This window comes from Desulforudis sp. DRI-14 (genome assembly GCF_052618305.1).
This window is the reverse complement of the sequence record NZ_JBQXEZ010000002.1, coordinates 1-18,877: the sequence shown is the minus strand read 5'-3', so window position 1 is coordinate 18,877 and position 18,877 is coordinate 1. Positions and strand designations below refer to the sequence as shown.

At 57.5% G+C, this 18,877-nt stretch carries 19 protein-coding genes and 1 pseudogene; 6 read left to right on the top strand and 14 right to left on the bottom strand.

Features of this window, described 5'->3' with window-relative positions; translation table 11 throughout:
* Positions 1-40 precede the first annotated feature (40 nt).
* Positions 41-319 (bottom strand): hypothetical protein, encoded by a 279-nt coding sequence (locus ACUM6F_RS01845; RefSeq protein WP_425621490.1) that lies wholly within the window; start codon positions 317-319, stop codon positions 41-43.
* Positions 320-449: 130 nt separating this feature from the next.
* Between ACUM6F_RS01845 and ACUM6F_RS01840 the strand changes: the two genes are divergently transcribed.
* Together ACUM6F_RS01840 and ACUM6F_RS01835 are read left to right on the top strand one after the other, a co-directional pair.
* Entirely contained in the window at positions 450-587 is a 138-nt protein-coding gene (locus ACUM6F_RS01840; RefSeq protein WP_445348239.1) for a hypothetical protein, read from the top strand.
* A gap of 121 nt (positions 588-708) precedes the next feature.
* Entirely contained in the window at positions 709-1,407 is a 699-nt protein-coding gene (locus ACUM6F_RS01835; protein WP_445348238.1) for a DUF554 domain-containing protein, read from the top strand.
* Between the two features lie 84 nt (positions 1,408-1,491).
* Here ACUM6F_RS01835 and ACUM6F_RS01830 read toward each other — a convergent pair.
* The 11 genes and pseudogenes from ACUM6F_RS01830 to ACUM6F_RS01780 form a co-directional block, all read right to left on the bottom strand.
* Positions 1,492-2,016, bottom strand: a pseudogene (locus ACUM6F_RS01830) (class I SAM-dependent methyltransferase); the annotation flags it as partial.
* Positions 2,017-2,121: 105 nt separating this feature from the next.
* On the bottom strand, positions 2,122-2,280 hold the full coding sequence (locus tag ACUM6F_RS01825) for a small, acid-soluble spore protein, alpha/beta type (RefSeq protein ID WP_425621487.1): 159 nt from the start codon (positions 2,278-2,280) through the stop codon (positions 2,122-2,124).
* Positions 2,281-2,483: 203 nt separating this feature from the next.
* Positions 2,484-3,167 carry a thermonuclease family protein gene (locus tag ACUM6F_RS01820; RefSeq protein WP_445348237.1) on the bottom strand — a complete coding sequence of 228 codons (684 nt, stop codon included), beginning with the start codon at positions 3,165-3,167 and terminating at the stop codon, positions 2,484-2,486.
* Positions 3,164-4,057, bottom strand: coding sequence for an Hsp33 family molecular chaperone HslO (hslO, locus tag ACUM6F_RS01815; protein WP_445348236.1), 894 nt, complete (start codon positions 4,055-4,057; stop codon positions 3,164-3,166). Before hslO ends, ACUM6F_RS01820 begins: the two co-directional genes overlap by 4 nt.
* 48 nt (positions 4,058-4,105) lie before the next feature.
* Positions 4,106-5,131: a recombinase RecA gene (recA, locus tag ACUM6F_RS01810; protein WP_425621484.1), complete on the bottom strand. Its 1,026-nt coding sequence runs from the start codon at positions 5,129-5,131 to the stop codon at positions 4,106-4,108.
* 105 nt (positions 5,132-5,236) lie between these two features.
* The gene (locus ACUM6F_RS01805; RefSeq protein ID WP_425621483.1) at positions 5,237-6,475 is read right to left on the bottom strand and encodes a competence/damage-inducible protein A; all 1,239 of its coding nucleotides are present in this window, start codon (positions 6,473-6,475) and stop codon (positions 5,237-5,239) included.
* 165 nt (positions 6,476-6,640) lie between these two features.
* Positions 6,641-8,116 (bottom strand): AAA family ATPase, encoded by a 1,476-nt coding sequence (locus tag ACUM6F_RS01800; protein ID WP_425621482.1) that lies wholly within the window; start codon positions 8,114-8,116, stop codon positions 6,641-6,643.
* On the bottom strand, positions 8,109-8,669 hold the full coding sequence (locus tag ACUM6F_RS01795; RefSeq protein WP_425621481.1) for a hypothetical protein: 561 nt from the start codon (positions 8,667-8,669) through the stop codon (positions 8,109-8,111). Before ACUM6F_RS01795 ends, ACUM6F_RS01800 begins: the two co-directional genes overlap by 8 nt.
* A gap of 287 nt (positions 8,670-8,956) precedes the next feature.
* Positions 8,957-10,282, bottom strand: coding sequence for a 30S ribosomal protein S12 methylthiotransferase RimO (gene rimO, locus ACUM6F_RS01790; RefSeq protein ID WP_425621480.1), 1,326 nt, complete (start codon positions 10,280-10,282; stop codon positions 8,957-8,959).
* A 12-nt stretch (positions 10,283-10,294) separates the two neighbouring features.
* Entirely contained in the window at positions 10,295-11,014 is a 720-nt protein-coding gene (locus ACUM6F_RS01785; RefSeq protein ID WP_425621479.1) for a helix-turn-helix domain-containing protein, read from the bottom strand.
* Positions 11,015-11,395: 381 nt separating this feature from the next.
* The gene (locus ACUM6F_RS01780; RefSeq protein ID WP_445348235.1) at positions 11,396-13,588 is read right to left on the bottom strand and encodes an FtsK/SpoIIIE family DNA translocase; all 2,193 of its coding nucleotides are present in this window, start codon (positions 13,586-13,588) and stop codon (positions 11,396-11,398) included.
* 157 nt (positions 13,589-13,745) lie between these two features.
* On the opposite strand from ACUM6F_RS01780, the gene ACUM6F_RS01775 reads away from it, so the two are divergent.
* Positions 13,746-14,213 (top strand): bifunctional nuclease family protein, encoded by a 468-nt coding sequence (locus tag ACUM6F_RS01775; protein ID WP_425622109.1) that lies wholly within the window; start codon positions 13,746-13,748, stop codon positions 14,211-14,213.
* 53 nt (positions 14,214-14,266) lie between these two features.
* On the opposite strand, the gene uppP is transcribed toward ACUM6F_RS01775, so the two are convergent.
* Together uppP and ACUM6F_RS01765 are read right to left on the bottom strand one after the other, a co-directional pair.
* Positions 14,267-15,061 carry an undecaprenyl-diphosphatase UppP gene (uppP, locus tag ACUM6F_RS01770; RefSeq protein ID WP_445348234.1) on the bottom strand — a complete coding sequence of 265 codons (795 nt, stop codon included), beginning with the start codon at positions 15,059-15,061 and terminating at the stop codon, positions 14,267-14,269.
* Positions 15,062-15,217: 156 nt separating this feature from the next.
* Positions 15,218-15,499: a YkuS family protein gene (locus tag ACUM6F_RS01765; protein ID WP_445348233.1), complete on the bottom strand. Its 282-nt coding sequence runs from the start codon at positions 15,497-15,499 to the stop codon at positions 15,218-15,220.
* Between the two features lie 190 nt (positions 15,500-15,689).
* On the opposite strand from ACUM6F_RS01765, the gene ACUM6F_RS01760 reads away from it, so the two are divergent.
* The 3 genes from ACUM6F_RS01760 to ACUM6F_RS01750 all read left to right on the top strand — a co-directional run bounded on the left by ACUM6F_RS01760 (position 15,690) and on the right by ACUM6F_RS01750 (position 18,309).
* The gene (locus ACUM6F_RS01760) at positions 15,690-16,013 is read left to right on the top strand and encodes a hypothetical protein (protein ID WP_445348232.1); all 324 of its coding nucleotides are present in this window, start codon (positions 15,690-15,692) and stop codon (positions 16,011-16,013) included.
* Positions 16,014-16,070: 57 nt separating this feature from the next.
* Positions 16,071-16,241, top strand: coding sequence for a hypothetical protein (locus ACUM6F_RS01755; protein WP_445348231.1), 171 nt, complete (start codon positions 16,071-16,073; stop codon positions 16,239-16,241).
* 313 nt (positions 16,242-16,554) lie between these two features.
* Positions 16,555-18,309, top strand: a complete 1,755-nt coding sequence (locus tag ACUM6F_RS01750; protein ID WP_445348230.1) for a PAS domain-containing protein — start codon at positions 16,555-16,557, stop codon at positions 18,307-18,309.
* Positions 18,310-18,877 lie beyond the last annotated feature (568 nt).

Below are 18,877 nucleotides of genomic sequence, written 5' to 3'. Positions count from 1 at the left end.
GTTTCATTATTGGTTCCTATGGTACAAAGCACCAGAGCCATCAGATATGCAGGTTGGCTTCCCTGATCCTCCGGGCAAGCTCGAATTCAATCGGTTCGGGATCAGCAACCGGACGAAATTCAACTAGATCGGGAGAGAGCTTGGCCAGAAGAATGCCTTTCCCGTCTTTCTCCACCACCAGGTAGTAATCGGTCTGCAGCACCCGTACGGCATAATCCGGAGGGTCATCCGGACGATATATCTGGCGAATTTCAAAGACCTCAAGGTTATCCCTGTTGTCCAGGAAGTAGTCTATGGCATCCCTAAGCGTGACTTGCACGGTAATCCCTCCACAACACAAGATTTCAGGTCACTTTACATCATAACCAAGCGCGCACCGGCTTGGCAACCTCTGACGCACATACCGGGATGGCCGGGTGAAAGACTATAAAATGAAAGGGGGCTTTCGCGTGCCGGAAAAAGTAGACATCCAGGTTCCCCTGGCCGAGCTCCCGTCGGGCGACCTGGAGGCAATCCGGGAACTGGAACAGCGCCTTGGCGATAAATATTACCTTATCGCCTACCGCAAAACAAACTCCTTATCCTAAAGGCCGGACGTAGGGTCCGGCCTTTAGCTTTACGTCTTCAGGAAGGAATTCAAGGAGAGGCCGCCAATTAACCTTAGCTATAGGTCTTTACTCTATATATTCTTAACAAGGAGACATCATTTTGACTGGCACTGTTGTTAACGTGGCTGCAATTTGCATTGGATCGATCCTCGGCCTGGTAATTAAACGAGGTATCCCTGAACGGGTCAGCGAAACGGTTATGCAGGGGCTTGCTCTGGCCGTAATTCTGATCGGCCTGCAGATGGCTTTTCAGACCCGCAATCCGCTAATTGTCATCGGAAGCCTCGCCCTGGGCGGTCTGGTCGGAGCGGCAATAGATATCGAGGGAAAGCTCGATCGCCTGGGACGCTGGCTGGAGTCCAAAGTCGGGGGCAATGGTCACGGAGAAATAGGGCGGGCATTCGTCGCCGCAAGCCTGATCTTTTGCGTCGGCGCCATGGCCATCATGGGCTCAATAGAAGACGGTTTGACCGGCGAGGCCAAAACCCTGTTCGCCAAATCCATGCTCGACGGTATCGCCTCCGTCATTTTCGCCTCGACCATGGGTATCGGGGTGATCTTTTCCGCCATCCCGGTTCTCCTCTACCAGGGATCTATCACCCTGGCCGCCGGCGCCGTCAGCCCTTATCTCAGCCCCTGGGTGGTCGCCGAACTGACCGCTACCGGCGGTCTCATCATCGTCGGCATCGGGGTTACGATTCTGAACGTTAATGGTTTTCGAGTCCGTGTCGGCAACTTGCTCCCGGCCATTTTTATTGCCGCCGCGGTCACCATGGTCCTCGAAAACCTGAAACTTTAAATCAGGAGAATTTTTCTTGGGTTGGGCTACACCCCAGACGATGGGCAGCAACCCGCCAGCCGTTTCATAAAGTTCAACGATATTTAATCCTGAAGCCTTAAACGTTTCTAACGTAGGGCGGTCAAGATGACACCCTCCGGCCACCCTCCTCCAGCAAGGCGTCAATCGCCGCTGCCATTTTGCCCAGGAAGCCTTTGAAGACAGCACGTGCTCCATAAAAAACAGTTTCCCATCGGTTTTAAGCACCCGTGTTATTTCTGCAGCCACCTGAGCCGGATTGCTGACCGAACAGAAGGTAAAAGTGGAGAGTACCGTGTCGAAACAGTGGTCGTGGAACGGAAGCCGCTCACCGGAGGCGACAATCAATTCCGGCGTTTTACCTCCGCCGGTTTTCTTGCGCCGAGCATACTGCAGCATGGCCGGTTCAGGATCTATGCCGACATAGTCGACCCCCTCGCCAATATTGGCAAGGTTAAGACCCGTTCCCACGCCCAGTTCCAGAACCCTACCCCTGGCCCTGCTGCTGAGAATGCGCCTGATCTGTTTGATATACACAGGTTCCAGCAATGGATATAAGGTTGCGTAAACAGCAGCAAACACTTTGCCCATTTTTCATACTCTTCTTGCCCTTAATTTCTTATTTAAAGAATGTTTTTACGAAAGAAAGCGCCTAAAAAGGCACACGCCTTTAGGCGCTTCCCTGTGTGGGAGAGTCTAAGTCATGGCTTGCTCCGCTTTCTGTACGGCTAACTTTACAAAGTTGCCGCATTCCCGGGAGGTGAGGTTACCATAGTCATTACCCTGAATCTTGTGGGCTACACCCATCTCCCGGGCGAACTCGTACTTGGTTCTGTCGCTCAAGTATTTCGCCATACCTAACCCTCCTCAATGAATATTTTGCCCCGTGGAGGGTTCGCAAACACAAACATTTTCTGGTCAACCAGCACATAAAAGGTTCGGCGTTTTTGCGCTGCGAATCTTTCAAACTTCAAATAAAGATTCTTGTTTAAGTATTTGCTGTTTAATCCGTGAAAATATCGCCAATTTAAGGCAGGCATAAAAAACTTAAATAATATCTAAGGATTACATTGACGGCAAGGTTCAAAACCGTTATCGAACGCCTCATCCCTGGACGAAAATGTAACCCTGTTTTGGCTGCTTACCTTCCCGGCGTGAGGACACGAAGGCCGGTGAAACTTCTTGCTGCTCCTGTTTGCGACATAGTACGGTTCGGGGTCGACGTCGAGTGCCCACAAGCCTTTATTGTTCCGGCGCGCCTCGGCCTGCAACGCGGCGAAAAGGTCAGCGTACTTAATATTTGGCGGAACAGTCATGACGACCGCATAGCCTTCGGCCACCAGCAAGGCATTAAACATTTTGTGGCGGGCCGACCCCGGCTCGCATTTCGCGGGATCTTCTGTCCAGATATAGGCCAGCATTCTCCCGTAGCGGTCGGTTTCTGCCACGTCGTGCTCGAGGTAGACCGGCTTTCCCAGCAGGCGCTGCTCCGTGAAAGCGGCGGACTCGCGCCCGTACGGCTCTTTTTCCTTCGTATACTCCGGCGCATCCACGCCGATCATCCGGACCAGGTGTTCCCGGCCGTTTACCGAAACCCTGACCGTATCGCCGTCGATAACCGAAACCACCTTGCCCTTGTAAACGGTGTTATCATCGGACGCCGGTTTAACGAAGCATCCGGCTAAGACAAGAAGCACGATAACCAGGGGTACGACAAACCGCTTGATTGCCGGAACGCTCATTCCTCCTTGCCTCCGGTTTTCAATTGCTCAAGCAGCCGGCCCAGCTCACTGCGGTCGAAGGTATACGCCTCACCGCAAAAATGGCAGGTTACGGTGGTGGCCTCGTCGGCCAGGTAAATCTTTTCCAGTTCGTCCTCACCCAGCGACAGTAACAGCTCGCCTACCCGCTCACGGCCGCACTTGCAACGGAAAGCCACGGGCATTTTGCTCAAGATGGCCAGGTCCAAGCCCGCAAACACCATGTCCAGGATATCCTCCGGGGACTTCCCCTCCTCGATCAGGGTCGATATCGGCGGCATGGCTTTAAGGTTTGCCTCCAGCCGGGAAGCCGTCTCCTCCGACGCGTCCGGCATAAGATTGATCATTATCCCGCCCGCGGCCGTCACACGTCCCTCGGGCGACACCCGCACACCGAGGGAAACAGCCGAGGGAAACTGTTCCGAGACCGTCAGGTAGTTGGCGAGGTCCTCGGCGATTTCTCCCGATACGAGCCTGGCGCTTCCCGTGAAAGGCTCCTTCAGGCCCAGGTCGCGGGTGACGTAAATAAACCCCTTGCCGACAGCTTTGCCCACCGGCAGTTTGCTCGGTTGGTCCGCGGGCAGGTCGACGTGCGGCTCCTGGACGTATCCGCGGACCTCACCCAGAGCGCCGGCCGTGGCCACAATGCCGCCCAGCGGGCCGTTACCCAGCACGCGCACGGTTAAGATATCCTCGCCCTTGAGGTTAGCGCCTAAGAGCACCGCCGCCGTAAGGGTGCGCCCCAGGGCCGCCGTCGCGACGGGCCACGTGCCGTGCCGCCTGCGCGCCTCTTCCGCCGTTTCGGTTGTGACAGCAGCGAAAGCGCGGACTTCCTGCCGCGCTCCCATTGCCCTGATCAGATAATCGCCCATCCAATCACAGTCTCCCGACTATGTAGTATGAACGAACGCTATGAGTGTCTACCCCTCGAATCCGGTGGCTATCGGCACCTTGGCCCCGCCTTGCGCAAGCAATTCGCGGACCTTGTCCTCTAAAGCCCGGGCGACATCCGGATGCTCCTTCAGGTAGTCGCGTGCGTTGTCGCGTCCCTGGCCGAGGCGCTCCTGCCCGAACGAGTACCAGGCGCCGCTCTTGGAAACAACCTTGAGTTCGGTGGCGATGTCCAGCAGGGACCCCTCCTTGGAAATACCCTGCCCGTAGATCAGATCGAACTCGGCCATTTTAAAAGGCGGGGCAACCTTGTTCTTTACAACCCTGGCCTTGACCCTGGCGCCGTAAATCTCGCTTCCCTGTTTAAGGTTTTCCGTTTTGCGAACCTCCAACCGGACGGAGGCATAGAACTTAAGAGCCCGTCCACCCGGGGTCGTCTCGGGGCTGCCGAACATGACGCCGACCTTCTCGCGGATCTGGTTGATAAAAATGGCCATGCTGCGCGATTTGGAAATAACCCCGGTAAGCTTGCGCAAAGCCTGCGACATGAGCCGGGCCTGCAGCCCCACGTGCGCGTCGCCCATGTCTCCTTCAAGCTCGGCCCTGGGTACCAGTGCCGCCACGCTGTCGATAACCACCACGTCCACGGCCCCGCTCCGTACCAGCGCCTCCGCTATCTCGAGGGCCTGCTCGCCGGTGTCAGGCTGGGCCACCAGCAAGTTGTCGATGTCCACGCCAAGCCTGGCCGCGTACAGCGGGTCCAAAGCGTGCTCGGCGTCAATAAAAGCGGCGGTCCCGCCGTTCTTCTGGGCCTCGGCGACGACGTGCAGGGCGACGGTGGTCTTGCCCGAAGACTCGGGGCCGAAGATTTCGATAACCCTGCCCCGGGGCATGCCCCCGATGCCAAGGGCCACGTCCAAGCTCAAAACCCCCGTGCTGATAACCTCCACGTTAAACTTTGCACCTGCCTCGCCCAGGCGCATTATCGAGCCCTTGCCGAACTGCCGTTCAATACCCAGTAAAGCCAATTCCAGCGCTTTTTCCTTATCGCTCAACACGACCCCTCCCTCCAGCTGCTACCACCATTCTAAGCTAATTCTTCCTGTTTGCAAACAACAACCCCGTAACTTGACGGGGTTGATCCACGCATCCAGCCTCTTCTAGTGGCTTTCCAGGAAGACCTTCACCATATGCAGGGCGGCATTGACCGTCCCCTCGCGAACGGCCATCCGTTCACCGGGGAAGAAAAAGCGGCGCGTTACAACGTCTTTATCCGAAGCCAGAGCAATGTAAACCAGCCCTACAGGCTTGCCGGAGCTCCCGCCGTCAGGTCCCGCGATGCCCGTAACGCCGATGCCTATATCGGAACCGGTGACGCGCCGGACGCCCTGCGCCATCGCGACGGCCGTCTCCTCACTGACCGCCCCGTACCTGGCGATCGTCTCGGCAGGAACCCCCAGCATCTGCGTCTTCAGCTCATTCGAATAGGTCACCGCACCCCCGTAGAAGTACTGGGAACTGCCCGGAACGTCGGTCAGCCTGGCCGCCACCATGCCTGCGGTACACGACTCGGCGGTGGAGATGGTCATGCCCTTCTCCCGAAGCATGACGCCTACGTCCCTTTCGAGCAGCTGGCCGTCAACAGCAAACAGGTGGTCGCCGAGACGCTCCACCACCTTTTGCACCAGCTCCTCGACCATCTTTTCGGCCTCCCGGGGATCGGCGTGGCGGGCGGTCACGCGCACGTGCGTCGCCCCCGGCTTGGCCAGATAGCCCAAGCCCGGATTTCCCTGGCCGCCGAGATCCCGCAGGATCTCCTGCACGGCGTACTCGGCGATCCCCGTCAGCTTGAGCGTTTTCGTCCTCAGCACCTCGCCCCGCCCCGGAAGCCCGGCGATAAACGGGGCGACGTAGGTGGTGAACATGTGTCTGAGCTCGCGGGGGGGACCGGGAAGAATGATGATGACCGTGTTGTCGTGTTCGAGGAAACAGCCGGGCGCCGTTCCCTTATCGTTGGGGATGAGCCGGGCACCCGCGGGGAAACAGGCCTGGCGGCGGAAGATGGCGGGCATGGGTCTTCCCCGCTTGTCGAAGAAGGCCTGCATCTTGCTCAGGGCCTCGGCGTTCATAACCATCGGCACCCCAAGGATATCGGCGACGACTTCCTTGGTGATGTCGTCGGTGGTGGGTCCCAAACCGCCTGTGGTAATAACGATATCCGAACGTTTGACGGCTTGCTCGATGACGCCGCGCATCCGGTCCCAGTCGTCGCCGACCGCCGTCTGCAAGGTCAACTCGACGCCGAGTTTCGCCAATTCAAGCCCGAGAAAGTGAGCATGTGTATTTATAACGTATCCCAGGAGCAATTCGCTGCCGGTGAACACCGCTTCGGCTTGCAACTGCAGACGCCACCCTTATTCAAGCTAGTTCACGATTTCACTATTCCAATTGTAATGCCAACGGCTCCCCCTGGCAAGGGATGATCGTCACGAGAGGAATACGGTACACTCCCGGCATAAAAGAGTGCACACCCGGCGAGGATGTGCACCCCTGGTTTTCCAAGCTTATGCCGCCGGCTTCTGTAAGAAGCTGCGGAACTCGTCCCCCGTCATTTTCTCCTGGGCCAGGAGCCGTTCTACGATCTGCTCGATCTGCGAGGTCATTTCCTGGAGGTAGGCCTTAACCTTCTCCTCCTGCTCCTTTAAAATAGCGGCGAGAGCCTTGTGCTTGACGTCCTGGGGCAGAGACTTGACATCCACAATCCCCAGGCCGGACATTCCCGCGCGAATGATCGTCTCGGCCAGATTCAGGGCCTGTTCAAAGTCGTTGGAGGCGCCGGTGCTGCGCGAGCCCAGCATCACTTCTTCGGCCACCGCCCCGCCGAGCATTACGGCGATCTGGCTCTCCAGGTGCTCCTTGGTATGCAGGTACTTGTCGTCTTCCGAGGTCTGCCGCATGTAACCGAGGGCGGCCCCGCGCGGTGTTACGGTCAGTGTGGAGACCGAACCCGGACGGTTCTGCTCGCTGACGAGGGCGTGCCCGGTTTCGTGGATGGCGACGCGCCTCATCTCCTCGACGGTCGGCCGACGGTCGAGCTTGCCGCCCATAATCACCTTGTCGACGGCCTCGTGCAGGTGGGCCTGGGTGATGACCTTGCTGCCTTCGCGCATGGCGAGAATGGCCGCTTCGTTCGCCAGGCTCTCGAGGTGCGCCCCGGAAAACCCGAAGGTATCCTTGGCCAGCGCCGGCAAGTCTACGTCTTCGGCCAGCGGTTTGTTGCGCGTGTGCAGTTTCAGGATCTCCAGGCGCCCCTCCTTGTCGGGGATGTCCACGCGAACCTGCCGGTCAAAACGCCCGGGGCGTAAGAGCGCGGGGTCGAGCATGTCCGCGCGGTTGGTGGCGGCGACGATCAGGATGGTGACGTCCTCGTCGATGCCTATCCCGTCCATCTGGACGAGCAGTTCGTTGAGCGTCTGGTCGTATTCCAGGTGACTGGTGACCTGGCCGCGTTTTCCGCCCAGGACCTCGATCTCGTCGATAAAGATAATAGCATTGTTTTTTTTACGTTTCTGGGCCATTTCCCGTGCGGTTTGAAAGAGTTTCCGCACGCGCTGGGCGCCCACGCCCGCGTACATTTCGATAAACTCGCTGCCGTTCGCCGATACAAAGACCGCATCGGTATAATTGGCGGCGGCCTTGGCCATCAGCGTCTTGCCGGTTCCCGGCGGGCCGGTCAGGAGAATGCCCTTGAGAGGCCTGATTCCCAGCCTCTTGATCTCGTTCTTGCTCCTGATAAAATCCAGGGCTTCCCGCAGTTCCTCGATGGCCGTGTGCTGGCCGCCGATGTCCGCAAAGGAGATTTGCACCTGGGGCTCCGTGGCGACCTTGGCAAACGTTTTGACAATCCCACGCTGCCTGGCCATGTAATAAGCCATGCCGCAAAGGGCGAGAAGGAAAATCAGCGGCCCCACGTTGTAGCCGGAGACAAGCAGGAAGACGATCAGGGCGAGTCCAAGGCCTAGAGCCACTTCCTTATGCATAGAGGCCACCCCCGTTCAGCCCTTTGTCGTCGCTGTTTACAGCGCCGCGGGGGATAACCTCCAGCAGGAAAGAACCGTTCCGGCCCTCCAACTGGACGTACACGTACTTGTTGTCGACGAACACCCTGGCGGCGGCGCCGGCCCCGCGCGCGTTCTCCTCAATCACCCGGGCCATTTCCGGAAAACTCCCCTGAGCGATGGCCTGGTGAATGGCGTACTGGCTCTCGTAAAGCACGTCAGACAAGGCCTTGTCCCTCGTATCTTCGATAACTAGCCGGTAAGGGCGGCCGTTCAGGCCCGTCTCGATGCCGCGCTCGAGAGCCCGGTACTCACGCATAAGGTTGTCGTTCGGCCGCATGCGTACGGTAACAAGAACGAAAGCGCCCTGATCCTCCAACTCGAAAGACTCCACGTATTCGTTCGCGCTTAAATCCTGGCGCAAGGACTGGTTCGAGCCATATTTGTCATAGAGGAAGTTCCCTCCCAGGAAAACAGCCAGCCCGAAGATAAAGGTAAGGATGACGATCTTTATCTTTAAGCCGTACCACTGCATCGGTATCCTCTCCCATCTAATCCGCGCTGTCTCGACAGTCCTTATCATTCTTAGCGATTCGCAATTATGGATTATACCACAAGAGATGACGGCTTTCCTTATGAAATGCCTGGTACAAAGGACCTGTTAAAAAACCAGGGGCTGTTCAAAGACAAGCATAGCATTTGAGAGGTGAGATGCGAGAAGTCACCTCACACTTCCCAATGGGCAGGCGAAGTTTTTCAACAGCCCTAAAGAAACGGCGGGATACCCGCCGTTTCTCATTGTAGCATTGTTTCGCTTTCGTGTTAAACCGTGGTGATGCGTCCCACCAAATCGTATCCCAGGCTTTTCTCGACGCGCACGTTGACGAACTCTCCGGGCTCCGCCCAGCGGGCCCCCCCGAAGAACACCCTTCCGTCGGCACCCGGCGCGTCACCCTCGCTGCGCCCCCAGTGAAAAGGCCCCCTGCGGCCTTCCACCAGCACCGTCAATTCACATCCCACTTTTTCCCGGTTGTGTTCCCGCATAATTCCTGTTTGCAGGGCAAAGGCCCTTTTTAACCGTTCCATCTTGACCTCTTCAGGCACCTGTCGCGGCAGCCCGGCCGCCGCTGTTCCTTCTTCCGCCGAATAGGCGAAAAAGCCCGCGCGGTCCAGGCGGACCTCACGCAGAAAATCCAGCAGCGCAAGGAAATCATCCTCGGTTTCGCCCGGAAAGCCGACCATGAAGGTCGATCGCAGGGTGATGCCGGAGATGGACCCGCGCAGCCTCGCCACCAAGTCGACGAGGTCTTTCCGGCTCGTGGGGCGTCCCATAGCCCTCAGCACGGCATCGCTGGCATGCTGCATCGGGATGTCGAGGTAACGGCAGACCTTGGGCTCGCGCGCGACGGTCTCGATTAATTCCGGCGTGATTCCCGTGGGATAGCAGTACAGCACTCTCAGCCACTTCACGGCCTCGATGCCGGCCAGCCGGGCGAGCAGCCCGGCCAGGGTGCTTCCGTCATTCAAGTCCGTGCCGTATCGCGTCGTGTCCTGGGCAACAAGGATGAGTTCCCGGACTCCGCCCGCCACCAGGCTTAAAGCCTCTTCGAAGACGGCATCGGGGTCCTTGCTCCGGTACCTTCCCCGTAGCCTGGGAATAACGCAGTACGAACAGCAGTTCGAACAGCCCTCGGCGATCTTCAGGTAGGCGGTATGCTCAACCGTGGTCAGCAGGCGCGGCGCGCGGCGCGGCGCGAGATACCCCGGAGGGCCGACCGCCATGTGCCGCTCACCCTTCAGCGCCCGCTTCACCGCCGCGGCAATCTCTCCGACCTGTCCCGTCCCCACCAGGACGTCTATTTCCGGTATTTCGGCCATCAGCTCGTCAGGATAGCGCTGCGCCAGACAACCGGCCACGACAAGGACGGTGCACCGGCCGTCATCCTTGAGGCGGGCGGCGTCAAGGATGACGCTGACGGCCTCTTCCTTGGCGCTGGCAATAAACCCGCAGGTATTGATCAAACACACGTCGGCCTCCTGTTTGACAGGGGTTAGCAAGTAACCTTCCTGTACCAGGAGGCCCAGCATCGTTTCGGTATCGACCCGATTTTTGTCACAACCCAGGCTGACCGCGTAGACCTTCAACATAAGCCTCGATGATTAAAGCGTGAATTCGCGCCGCACAACCTTGCCTTTTTCACCGAGCAAACCAAGATCCTCCCCGTTAAGGGTCACTCTTACCACGCCCGCATTCCCGACGTGCAGGAAGATTCGTTCGCGCCCTTTAAACTCGAGCTCCCGCCCCACGCCGAGGAACCCATCGTAGGAGACCTCACCGTCGACGATAACCTGCATCCAGCTGGTCCCTTCCACCACCCTGATCATCATATCCAGCCCTTCCTGCGGAGGAGGCTGCGGGGTTGTCTGGCTGGGTCCCGGAGGCGTCTGCGGCTCTACGGCAGGCGGCGGCGTCGTTGGTCCCGTATCTTTTCCCTGCTTCGTTTCCGTCGGCTGGTAAAAAGCGTTGAATATCAGCAAGGCGACGACCACGGCGGCCGCCACGAGGTAATTGGTATAGCGAAACGGCTTCTTCCGGCGGTCGTTAACCGTTGCCGGCTCAAGCTGCGCCTCGGCCGGTTCACGATTCTCCGCCTGCTGTCCGGCATTAAACTCGGCGACCAGCTGTTCGGCGTCCAGCCCGAGAAATCTGGCGTACGTCCTCAAAAAAGCCTTGGCGTAGACACGGCCGGGGAGAACATTAAAATCCTCATCCTCCAGCGCCTTGATATACTTTTTGCGGATCTTGGTTTCCTCTTCGACCATACCCAGATCCAGGCCCTTTTCCTCACGCGCAGCCTTAAGAAGTTCACCGATCGGCATGAACCCACCTCCTGTTCCGCACCCCAAAGACCCCTACTCCTACAATCCCCTCCACAACGGCTGCCGCGAGCGGCTTTCCCGGCCCCTTCCTTATGACGGGATACCGGCGATAAGAGGCCTTGCCCTGCCGGGAAGCTGCTGCCAGGCCCTTGCGCATGGACTGTCCACAACCGCTCATTTATCAACTGAAATATCAGGGGCAACGCTTACTCTGCGCCCGCACAACGACCGAACACGGGTCTCATATATCCTTTACGCAACAGTATCAAGATATGCGCCCGAGGCCGGAAAAAAACGCCTCAGGCTATCCAATAACCGGTAACGCCTATAACGCCTATATTCAGGCCAATCATAGCATGCCCCAAGATTACGGTCAACAGACTACTTCTTATTCCTGAATATCAGGTTATATTGCTCCGGGCTCATCAGCACAACCCGGGGTTTTGACCCCTCAAACCCGCCGACGATGCCCCGCCGCTCCATTATGTCTACGAGCCGTGCCGCACGCGCATACCCGATCTTCAGGCGGCGCTGGAGAAGCGAAATCGAGGCATGGCCGGTGCGCACGACGATCTCCACGGCCTTCGGCAGGAGTTCGTCCTCGAACTCGGTCTCGGCCTCCTCCGGGGTGTCCCCGAAAATCTCCTCGTCATACTGGGGAAGAGCCTCGCGCTGGAGATAGCCAACAAGGTTCTCGACCTCGCGGTCGTTCAGATAGGCTCCCTGTACCCGAATAGGCTTCGCCGCCCCTACCGGGTGGAAAAGCATGTCCCCCTTCCCAAGCAGTTTTTCCGCGCCGCCGATATCCAGAATCGTGCGTGAGTCCGTCTGGGAAGACACGGCGAAGGCGATGCGCGAAGGAATGTTGGCCTTGATCAGCCCGGTGATGACATCGACAGAGGGACGCTGCGTAGCCACCACAAGATGAATCCCCGCCGCCCGGGCCATCTGCGCCAGACGGCAGATGGCGTCTTCCACCTCGGCCGGGGCGACCATCATCAAGTCAGCCAGCTCGTCGATAATAATCACAACCAGCGGCAGGTGTACGCGTTCGCCCTCATAGTCGCGGTACTTAAAGACATTGTTATAGCGCGTGATGTCCCTGACACCCGCGGCCGCAAACAGCTCGTAACGTTTCTCCATCTCCCGGACGGCCCACTTGAGCGAAACGGCGGCCTTCTTCACATTGGTGACCACAGGTGAAATCAGGTGCGGAATCCCGTTGTACGTTGTCAATTCCACCATCTTGGGGTCGATCATCAAGAATTTGACGTCGTCGGGCCCGCTCTTGAAGAGGATGCTGGCGATAAGCGTGTTCAGACACACGCTCTTACCCGCGCCGGTGGCACCGGCGATCAACAGGTGAGGCATCAGCGCGAGATCGGCGATAACGGCGTTTCCGGCAATGTCCTTGCCGAGAGCCACCGTAAGGCGCGAAGCCGATTGCTGAAATTCCTTGGTCTCCAGCAGTTCCCGGAGGTGCACCATGCTGACTTCCTTGTTAGGGACCTCGATGCCTATCGCCGCTTTCCCGGGAATCGGCGCCTCGATGCGCACCCCCGGAGCGGCCATCGATAAAGCGATATCATCGCTCAAGCTGACAATACGGCTGACCTTGACTCCCGCCGCCGGCTGAAGCTCGTAACGCGTGATGCTTGGCCCGCGCGAAACCTGGATAACCTTGGCCCGGACACCGAAACTCTCCAGGGTTTCCTCGAGCTTACGCACGTTTTCGGAAATATCCTTCGCCGAACGGGCGTTCTTCGGGCGAGGACGATTGAGCAGGCTCAAAGGAGGCAGCTGGTACGGCGTCAGTTCCTGGAGAGAAATTTGGTGGGCCTCTTCGATCTCTTCATCCGGCATAAAGCGGTCTTTTTTGTCCGGGACGGCCGTCCGCGTCTCGGGTTCCGGCTCGATTTTAATCACCGGACTCGGCTGGTTCTCGGCGGGTTGCTTGGGCTGGGCGTGATCGACAATGACGGGTTGGCTCGCCGCTTGCTGTTCGGTCTCGGGGTAAACGTAGTCCTGCACGGCCCGGCCGAGCCGCCGGGTACTCCTGGAGAAATACCTGGTAATCGCCTTACCCGCTTTCAAAAGCGAGACTTCCGTAAAAAGGGTGACGCCTACCAGGCCAGCTGAAATGAGAACTACGGCGCTTCCGATATAACCAAAACAACGATACAGCACCCAGGCCAGGATCGCCCCCAAGACACCGCCGCCGTTGCCCGCGGCGCCGGATCCGGTTACGGTGCCGAAGCTGTCTTCGGGGACCAGGATGCGCATGTGGTTGGCGGCCAAAAGCGCGGCCAAGCAGATCAGCCCGCCGTAAAACCTCGGCAGGAAACGCACGGGATGCCGGTCCTTGATCAGGAGCGCTCCCGTGTAGGCCAAGAGCAAAGGCAGCAAAACAGCCCCGTCACCGGCGATCACCCGGCAGATCCGGTCGATAAGGTTGCCGACAACACCCGCGGCGCCGGAAACAATACTGAGAAACATTATGACGGACCCCGAGGAGAGGAGGAGTCCCAGGATTTCGTAACGCGTCTGGGGCTTAAGCTGCCCGTAGAAGCTCACGTTACCATCACCGCCTTACACCGGAAACTTCGTCAAGAATTAGGAAAATCCTTTCCAGTTGTCCGGACATGGCGCTGCTGGTATAATATAGGCACAAAAGCCGGACTGATTAACCAAGAAGTTTTGGAGCCGGGGGAGGTGCGCACTCGTGATTCCTATGCACGTTCGGGAAATCGCCTTGGACCCGATGAAAAATCCGGTTATCCTCCTTGTTGATGAACCGGAAGCCAGGGTTTTGCCGATATGGATCGGGATCGCCGAAGCCCAGGCGATTGCCTTGGCCTTGGAAGGCCTGCACCCGGAGCGCCCGCTCACTCACGATCTCTTGCTGTCTGCCTGCAATCACCTGGGCGGCGTTGTTTCAAAAGTCGTTATTTCGGACCTCCGCGACGGTACCTTTTTCGCCGAACTCCATCTCACGCAGCAAGGCCAGTCAACAATCATCGACGCCAGGCCCAGCGACGCCATCGCATTGGCCCTGAGAAGCCAAGCGCCGATTTACGTCACCCCCAAGGTGGCGGAACAGGCCATGGATATCAACGACCTTATCGAAACCCGCGGCGAGGCTGACGGCGAAGAGCCCGAACTCGATCCCGAGACCGGGAACAAGAGGATTTTGCACTAACAAGAGGATGTTATCCCAAGAGGACCGCCGGAGCGGTCCTCTTTTTACTTTGTTCAGCCCCGGACAAGCGCCGTGACGATCACGGCCAGCCCCAAGGCGAACCTGTACCAGACAAACAGGTTGAAATTGTGACGGATGACGTAGCGGAGCAGGAAGCCTATCGCCAAAAAGCCGACGACGGCGGACGTAACGATGCCAGTTATGAAGGCGACGGTGAGGTCTCCGGCGGAAATGTCCTTTAGTTGAAAGACGGCGGCCCCAACGATCACAGGCGTTGAGAGCAGGAAGGAAAACCTAGCCGCGGCCTCCCGGGTCACCCCGGCCATCCTGGCCGCGGTAATCGTCGCTCCCGAACGCGAAACGCCCGGGATGATGGCAAAGGCCTGGGCGACGCCGATGAATAGGGCCGTCCCCAACCCGATATCATTTAGCCGTTTGACCCGCCTGCTGTAGTGGTCGACAGCCCAGAGAAGGACGCCCATGAGGATAAGCATGGTACCGATGATGAAGGGACTTCTGAAGGTGGTGGCGGCATGGTCTTCTAACAGATACCCGGCCAACGCCCCTGGTACGGTGGCCAGGACGATGTACCAGAACAGCCGGCCTTCGGGGGAACGCCGCCTCTGCAGCCCTGCAACGGTGAGATTCACCCAATCCCGCCAGAAAAAGGCCACTACCGCGATCAAGGTGCCGAAATGCAACGCGACGTCAAAGGTAAGTCCCGGATCGTCCCAGCCAAAAAACCAGCGTACCAGAATAAGGTGTGCTGAACTCGATATGGGTAGAAACTCGCCCAGTCCCTGTACAATACCCAGGACGACGGCCTGGATGATGTCCAACCCGCTCACTCTCCAAAAAGTAAAGTAATGATATTACTGGCCCTTACAGGCCCTTAATGCCGACGGGCACATTATAGCACATCGACGGCCTTTCAAGAAGGGCGGAATTTTCCTGATCGGCTCCGCTTGTCTCTTTTTTGGCGAAAAGTTATGGGATGTACGGGTCTAGCGGTTGGCGAGCCGTTTCACCTCATCCGCCACTTCCCCGGCCGACTTGCCGGTCGCGTCAATCACCGGCGCGTAACTTACGGCATGCGGTTTCCCGGTAGGGAGGTAAACGTTTTCCTCAGGTTCAATTCCGGCATTCTCTTCAGGCGTAATCCCGGAGGTGATCACGAAAGCCTTTACACCCTCGCGCTGATCGGGATTGACGACCTCGTATCCGGCATCCTTCAACAGTGACCTGATTTCATCCAGGTTTTCTTGTACGGCGATTTTTTCACCCATTACGGAACCTCCTTCTAGGTTTCTGCCGTCAGTCTGTACCGGCTCCGCTCGTCCTATGCAACCCCTGACTGTCGACAGAAAGTGTTTGAACTATGGAAAGTTTGCGGCTCCGCCTTAACAAGGAAGCGATAGCGTTATCCCTACCGGTATAGACTACAACCAACACTATCCCCTGAACGGAGGTGATAATATGCAGCTTGTAGCGATAATGCCTCGTTCCGAGCAAGTTGGTTTCCTGGTGGACAGCCTGCACAATGCCGGGTTTGACCGTAAAGACATGGTCATCACCGACCTGGCTGAAGGCCGTGAACACGACACCCGTGCCGGTGAGAAACTCGCTTACATTCAGACCGAACGCGACAAGCTCTTTGCAAAAGAGCCGTGGGCCAAAAAGTTCGTGGAAAGCTATCACGGGCCGGGGATCGCCGTGGCCGTCGAGTGTCCCAAACACGAAACCGCGCGTGTGCGCGGGATAATGGAACAGTCCGGAGCCAAAAAGATCCTGGACGCCTGACAACGCCTTCCATATTTGCAGGATTCCGGCCTGGGTTGCCGTAAGGAGGTTTGCACCTTGTTCGTCAACGACGGCGTCACGCTGTCCTTTCTGCCGCTGATCTTGCTGCCCTTCGCCGTCGCCACGGCCGTTATCTATCACACCGCAAGGCTCAGAAGGTCCCGGCCTATGGCGGCCTACCCCCGCCGTGACGATGACAACAGCCAAGAAACCGGTGAAAACAACTGAAAGAAGCACCGTGCCACCAGCGACACATTCGCGAAGGCCGCTCCCTTCCAAGCGGCCCTTGCGGTTTCTACCTCCTTGTGACCTGTTGTCGAAATATTTAGCCTTCTCCATAACCCGTTCGGGACACCGGCAGGAATCTTACAGGTTTATAAAGAATAGGTTACAAAATTATGACACCATTTTTCGATTGGGTTGCCATGGTGAAAGTACCCTTAGATACCTTCTAAAATTACAGAAGAGACAGGACAAAACGAAGAGCCGGACGAGCGAATCCCGATTATCAACTGCCGCTTCAAGGAAAGGGTCTTACCACATGGATAACAAAAGGTGCGAGATCAGTTTCTGTCTTGATTTGCAGGATAAGGACAAGATCCTTACTTTCCTGGAGGAGCAGGGGTTAAAACGGGAACACGTGCGGGTTTTGCACTACCTGCTGATTCAGAACAACCAGCCTGCCGTTCAGGAGGCGTGGAAAGCCGCGACATCCGGCCGGCCCGTTCACGACCACCCCGGCGGTTTTTTGATCCAGGATGCGTGGAGCCGGTGTATACGCCTGAATATCGATCCTCACAATCCCCCGGAACCTCCCGCCGTTTCGGACCAGGAGCTTAAAAAGCGTCGTGGAGAATCGGCCGTGCTCCTGCAGTCAGCCAGCAGCTTTTTCCCTTTTCAACTGGAAAGATCCCTGGCGCGCCGTTACCCGCGTTTTGCCGCCATGCTGCTCGATGCCGAGGGCACATGCATCGATATCGTGTGCGATAAGGTCACCGCCCAGGAAGATCCCAAGGCGTACCTGACTTTGGGGGGGTTCTACTCCGAGCAGAGGGTCGGTTGCAACGCCGTTGGCCTCGCTATCCGCCTGAAGCAGCCTGTGATCGTCTCCGGAAGCGAACACTGGTACGCCGGCTTTCATCCCTGGATAAGTATGGCGACCCCGGTGTTCAACCCGAACAACACGCTGCAGGGTGTCCTGGCTTTCTGGCTGCCTATAGGCTGCGCCTCGCAGGAAGAATACGAACTGTTGCGTAACTGGAGCAAAACTATGGAGTCGTCCTTCGTCCTGGAGCATTACGAATGCCGTGTGCAATACCTTGAACGCAGGAACGAAATTCTTGAAAGAGAGAACCGTTTTCTGCTTAAGGCTGTCGACCGGCCGGTAATCGTCGCTGACCGGGGAGAGAAGATCACCTTCGCCAACCGGGCGGCGGTCGATCTTTTCGGACGCGGCATCGCCGCCGGTGAATCCCGGCTGGATACTGTTCTACCTCATCTGACCCTCGAGCTAGAGCAAAACAAAGGTGGGCAAGTCAACCACGAGATCAGCTTCTCACTGAACCAGGAAGGCCAAAACTTAAGGATTTCAGCCTTGCTGCACGATGCAAAACGCGATGCGGGCAACTCCATAATCCTGGTGCAGGACAGGCGTCAGGCACAGCGCCTGGACAGGGATCTCTGCCAAGCGGCTCTCGATGCTTTTCCATTCGGCCTGATGCTCTTCGACAGGAACGTCGTCTGTACCTGGTGCAATACGTCCGTCCACAGCCAGACGGGCTACTTGCCCAACGAACTCGTCGGACGCTCGCTTTTGCAAATCGCCGAATACCTTGCCGAAAATGATGCCCGGGAAGAATCGGCCTTTCAGTTGCTCACCGTTCTCCACTCCGGTTCCCCGACATTGGGCCATTCCCTGACCGTCCGCGATAAAGGCGGGCGCGCAGCACCCTGCGTCGTAGATTATTATCCGCTGCACATCGGAACGTCCGTGGAAGGGGTGGCCGTCCTCATCGAGCGGTCAGGCGCCAATGCGAGGCCCTGTACGGCTCAGATGCTTCCCGCGTCGCTCGTTGTCGACTCGCCGAAAGAAATGCTGCGTATCGGCGTGCGCTGGGCTAATATCAGGAAGGATTACAAACTGGAAAAACAGCAGTTCGCCGACAAGCTGGGTTTGAGCCTAAGCCAGTATCTGCGCTACGAAAACGGCAAGAGCCTTCCCAGCCTCGCGACCGCTCTCCACCTCGCCCGCAAGATCGGAAGGCCTATCGAACACATTTACAGCATCGTGGATTAAGGCATTCCCTCCGTTAACCTCTTAACATCTTCGAGGCCCCATATCCCGCATCAGGACTTTTTGTCGTACTCACTAGCCTACTTTGTCTAATTGCTAGACAAGCTTGTCCAGTTAATTGGCTATCCAGTCAAGCAACATGGAGCACGCGGCTTGGAATCTTGCCATATTGCGCAAAACTGCGACAAATTCACGTTTGCCGATTTTGTGAGGCGTAGCACATAATGGTTTTATGGTCCGGGATGTGTGCCTTGCCGGCACCCGGTCTTATCAGTCAGAACCCCTTCTGCCTGACTGTTTTAGGACAACCCAGACCATTGGTCCCTGCAGAGATGGGCCTAGCCCCCCTTCAAGCGTTTGCCCGTCCTCTGCTTCTTGAGAGGGCGGCAAGACCCCAACCGCAATGGGGTCTTGCCTCCGTCTATTCTTTTGTCCCCTATTGTTGAGGGATGCGGCAATTTAGCGCATCCCGGGCTTCCTCTGCACTTTCTTTGGGAAGGGGTTGTTAGATTTATAATGAGAAAACTTTCACGGCGAGAGTTTATCCAAGCGTGTGCCGCTTCGACCGCGG

Excerpts from the sequence above, each read along its gene's own strand:
- hslO (WP_445348236.1), bottom strand. The coding sequence starts at position 4,057 with ATGGGCGATTATCTGATCAGGGCAATGGGAGCGCGGCAGGAAGTCCGC.
- ACUM6F_RS01765 (WP_445348233.1), bottom strand. The coding sequence starts at position 15,499 with ATGGGTGAAAAAATCGCCGTACAAGAAAACCTGGATGAAATCAGGTCA.
- ACUM6F_RS01820 (WP_445348237.1), bottom strand. The coding sequence starts at position 3,167 with ATGAGCGTTCCGGCAATCAAGCGGTTTGTCGTACCCCTGGTTATCGTG.
- ACUM6F_RS01800 (WP_425621482.1), bottom strand. The coding sequence starts at position 8,116 with ATGCATAAGGAAGTGGCTCTAGGCCTTGGACTCGCCCTGATCGTCTTC.
- ACUM6F_RS01825 (WP_425621487.1), bottom strand. The coding sequence starts at position 2,280 with ATGGCGAAATACTTGAGCGACAGAACCAAGTACGAGTTCGCCCGGGAG.
- ACUM6F_RS01785 (WP_425621479.1), bottom strand. The coding sequence starts at position 11,014 with ATGCCGATCGGTGAACTTCTTAAGGCTGCGCGTGAGGAAAAGGGCCTG.
- ACUM6F_RS01760 (WP_445348232.1), top strand. The coding sequence starts at position 15,690 with ATGCAGCTTGTAGCGATAATGCCTCGTTCCGAGCAAGTTGGTTTCCTG.
- rimO (WP_425621480.1), bottom strand. The coding sequence starts at position 10,282 with ATGTTGAAGGTCTACGCGGTCAGCCTGGGTTGTGACAAAAATCGGGTC.
- ACUM6F_RS01795 (WP_425621481.1), bottom strand. The coding sequence starts at position 8,669 with ATGCAGTGGTACGGCTTAAAGATAAAGATCGTCATCCTTACCTTTATC.
- ACUM6F_RS01775 (WP_425622109.1), top strand. The coding sequence starts at position 13,746 with ATGCACGTTCGGGAAATCGCCTTGGACCCGATGAAAAATCCGGTTATC.
- ACUM6F_RS01750 (WP_445348230.1), top strand. The coding sequence starts at position 16,555 with ATGGATAACAAAAGGTGCGAGATCAGTTTCTGTCTTGATTTGCAGGAT.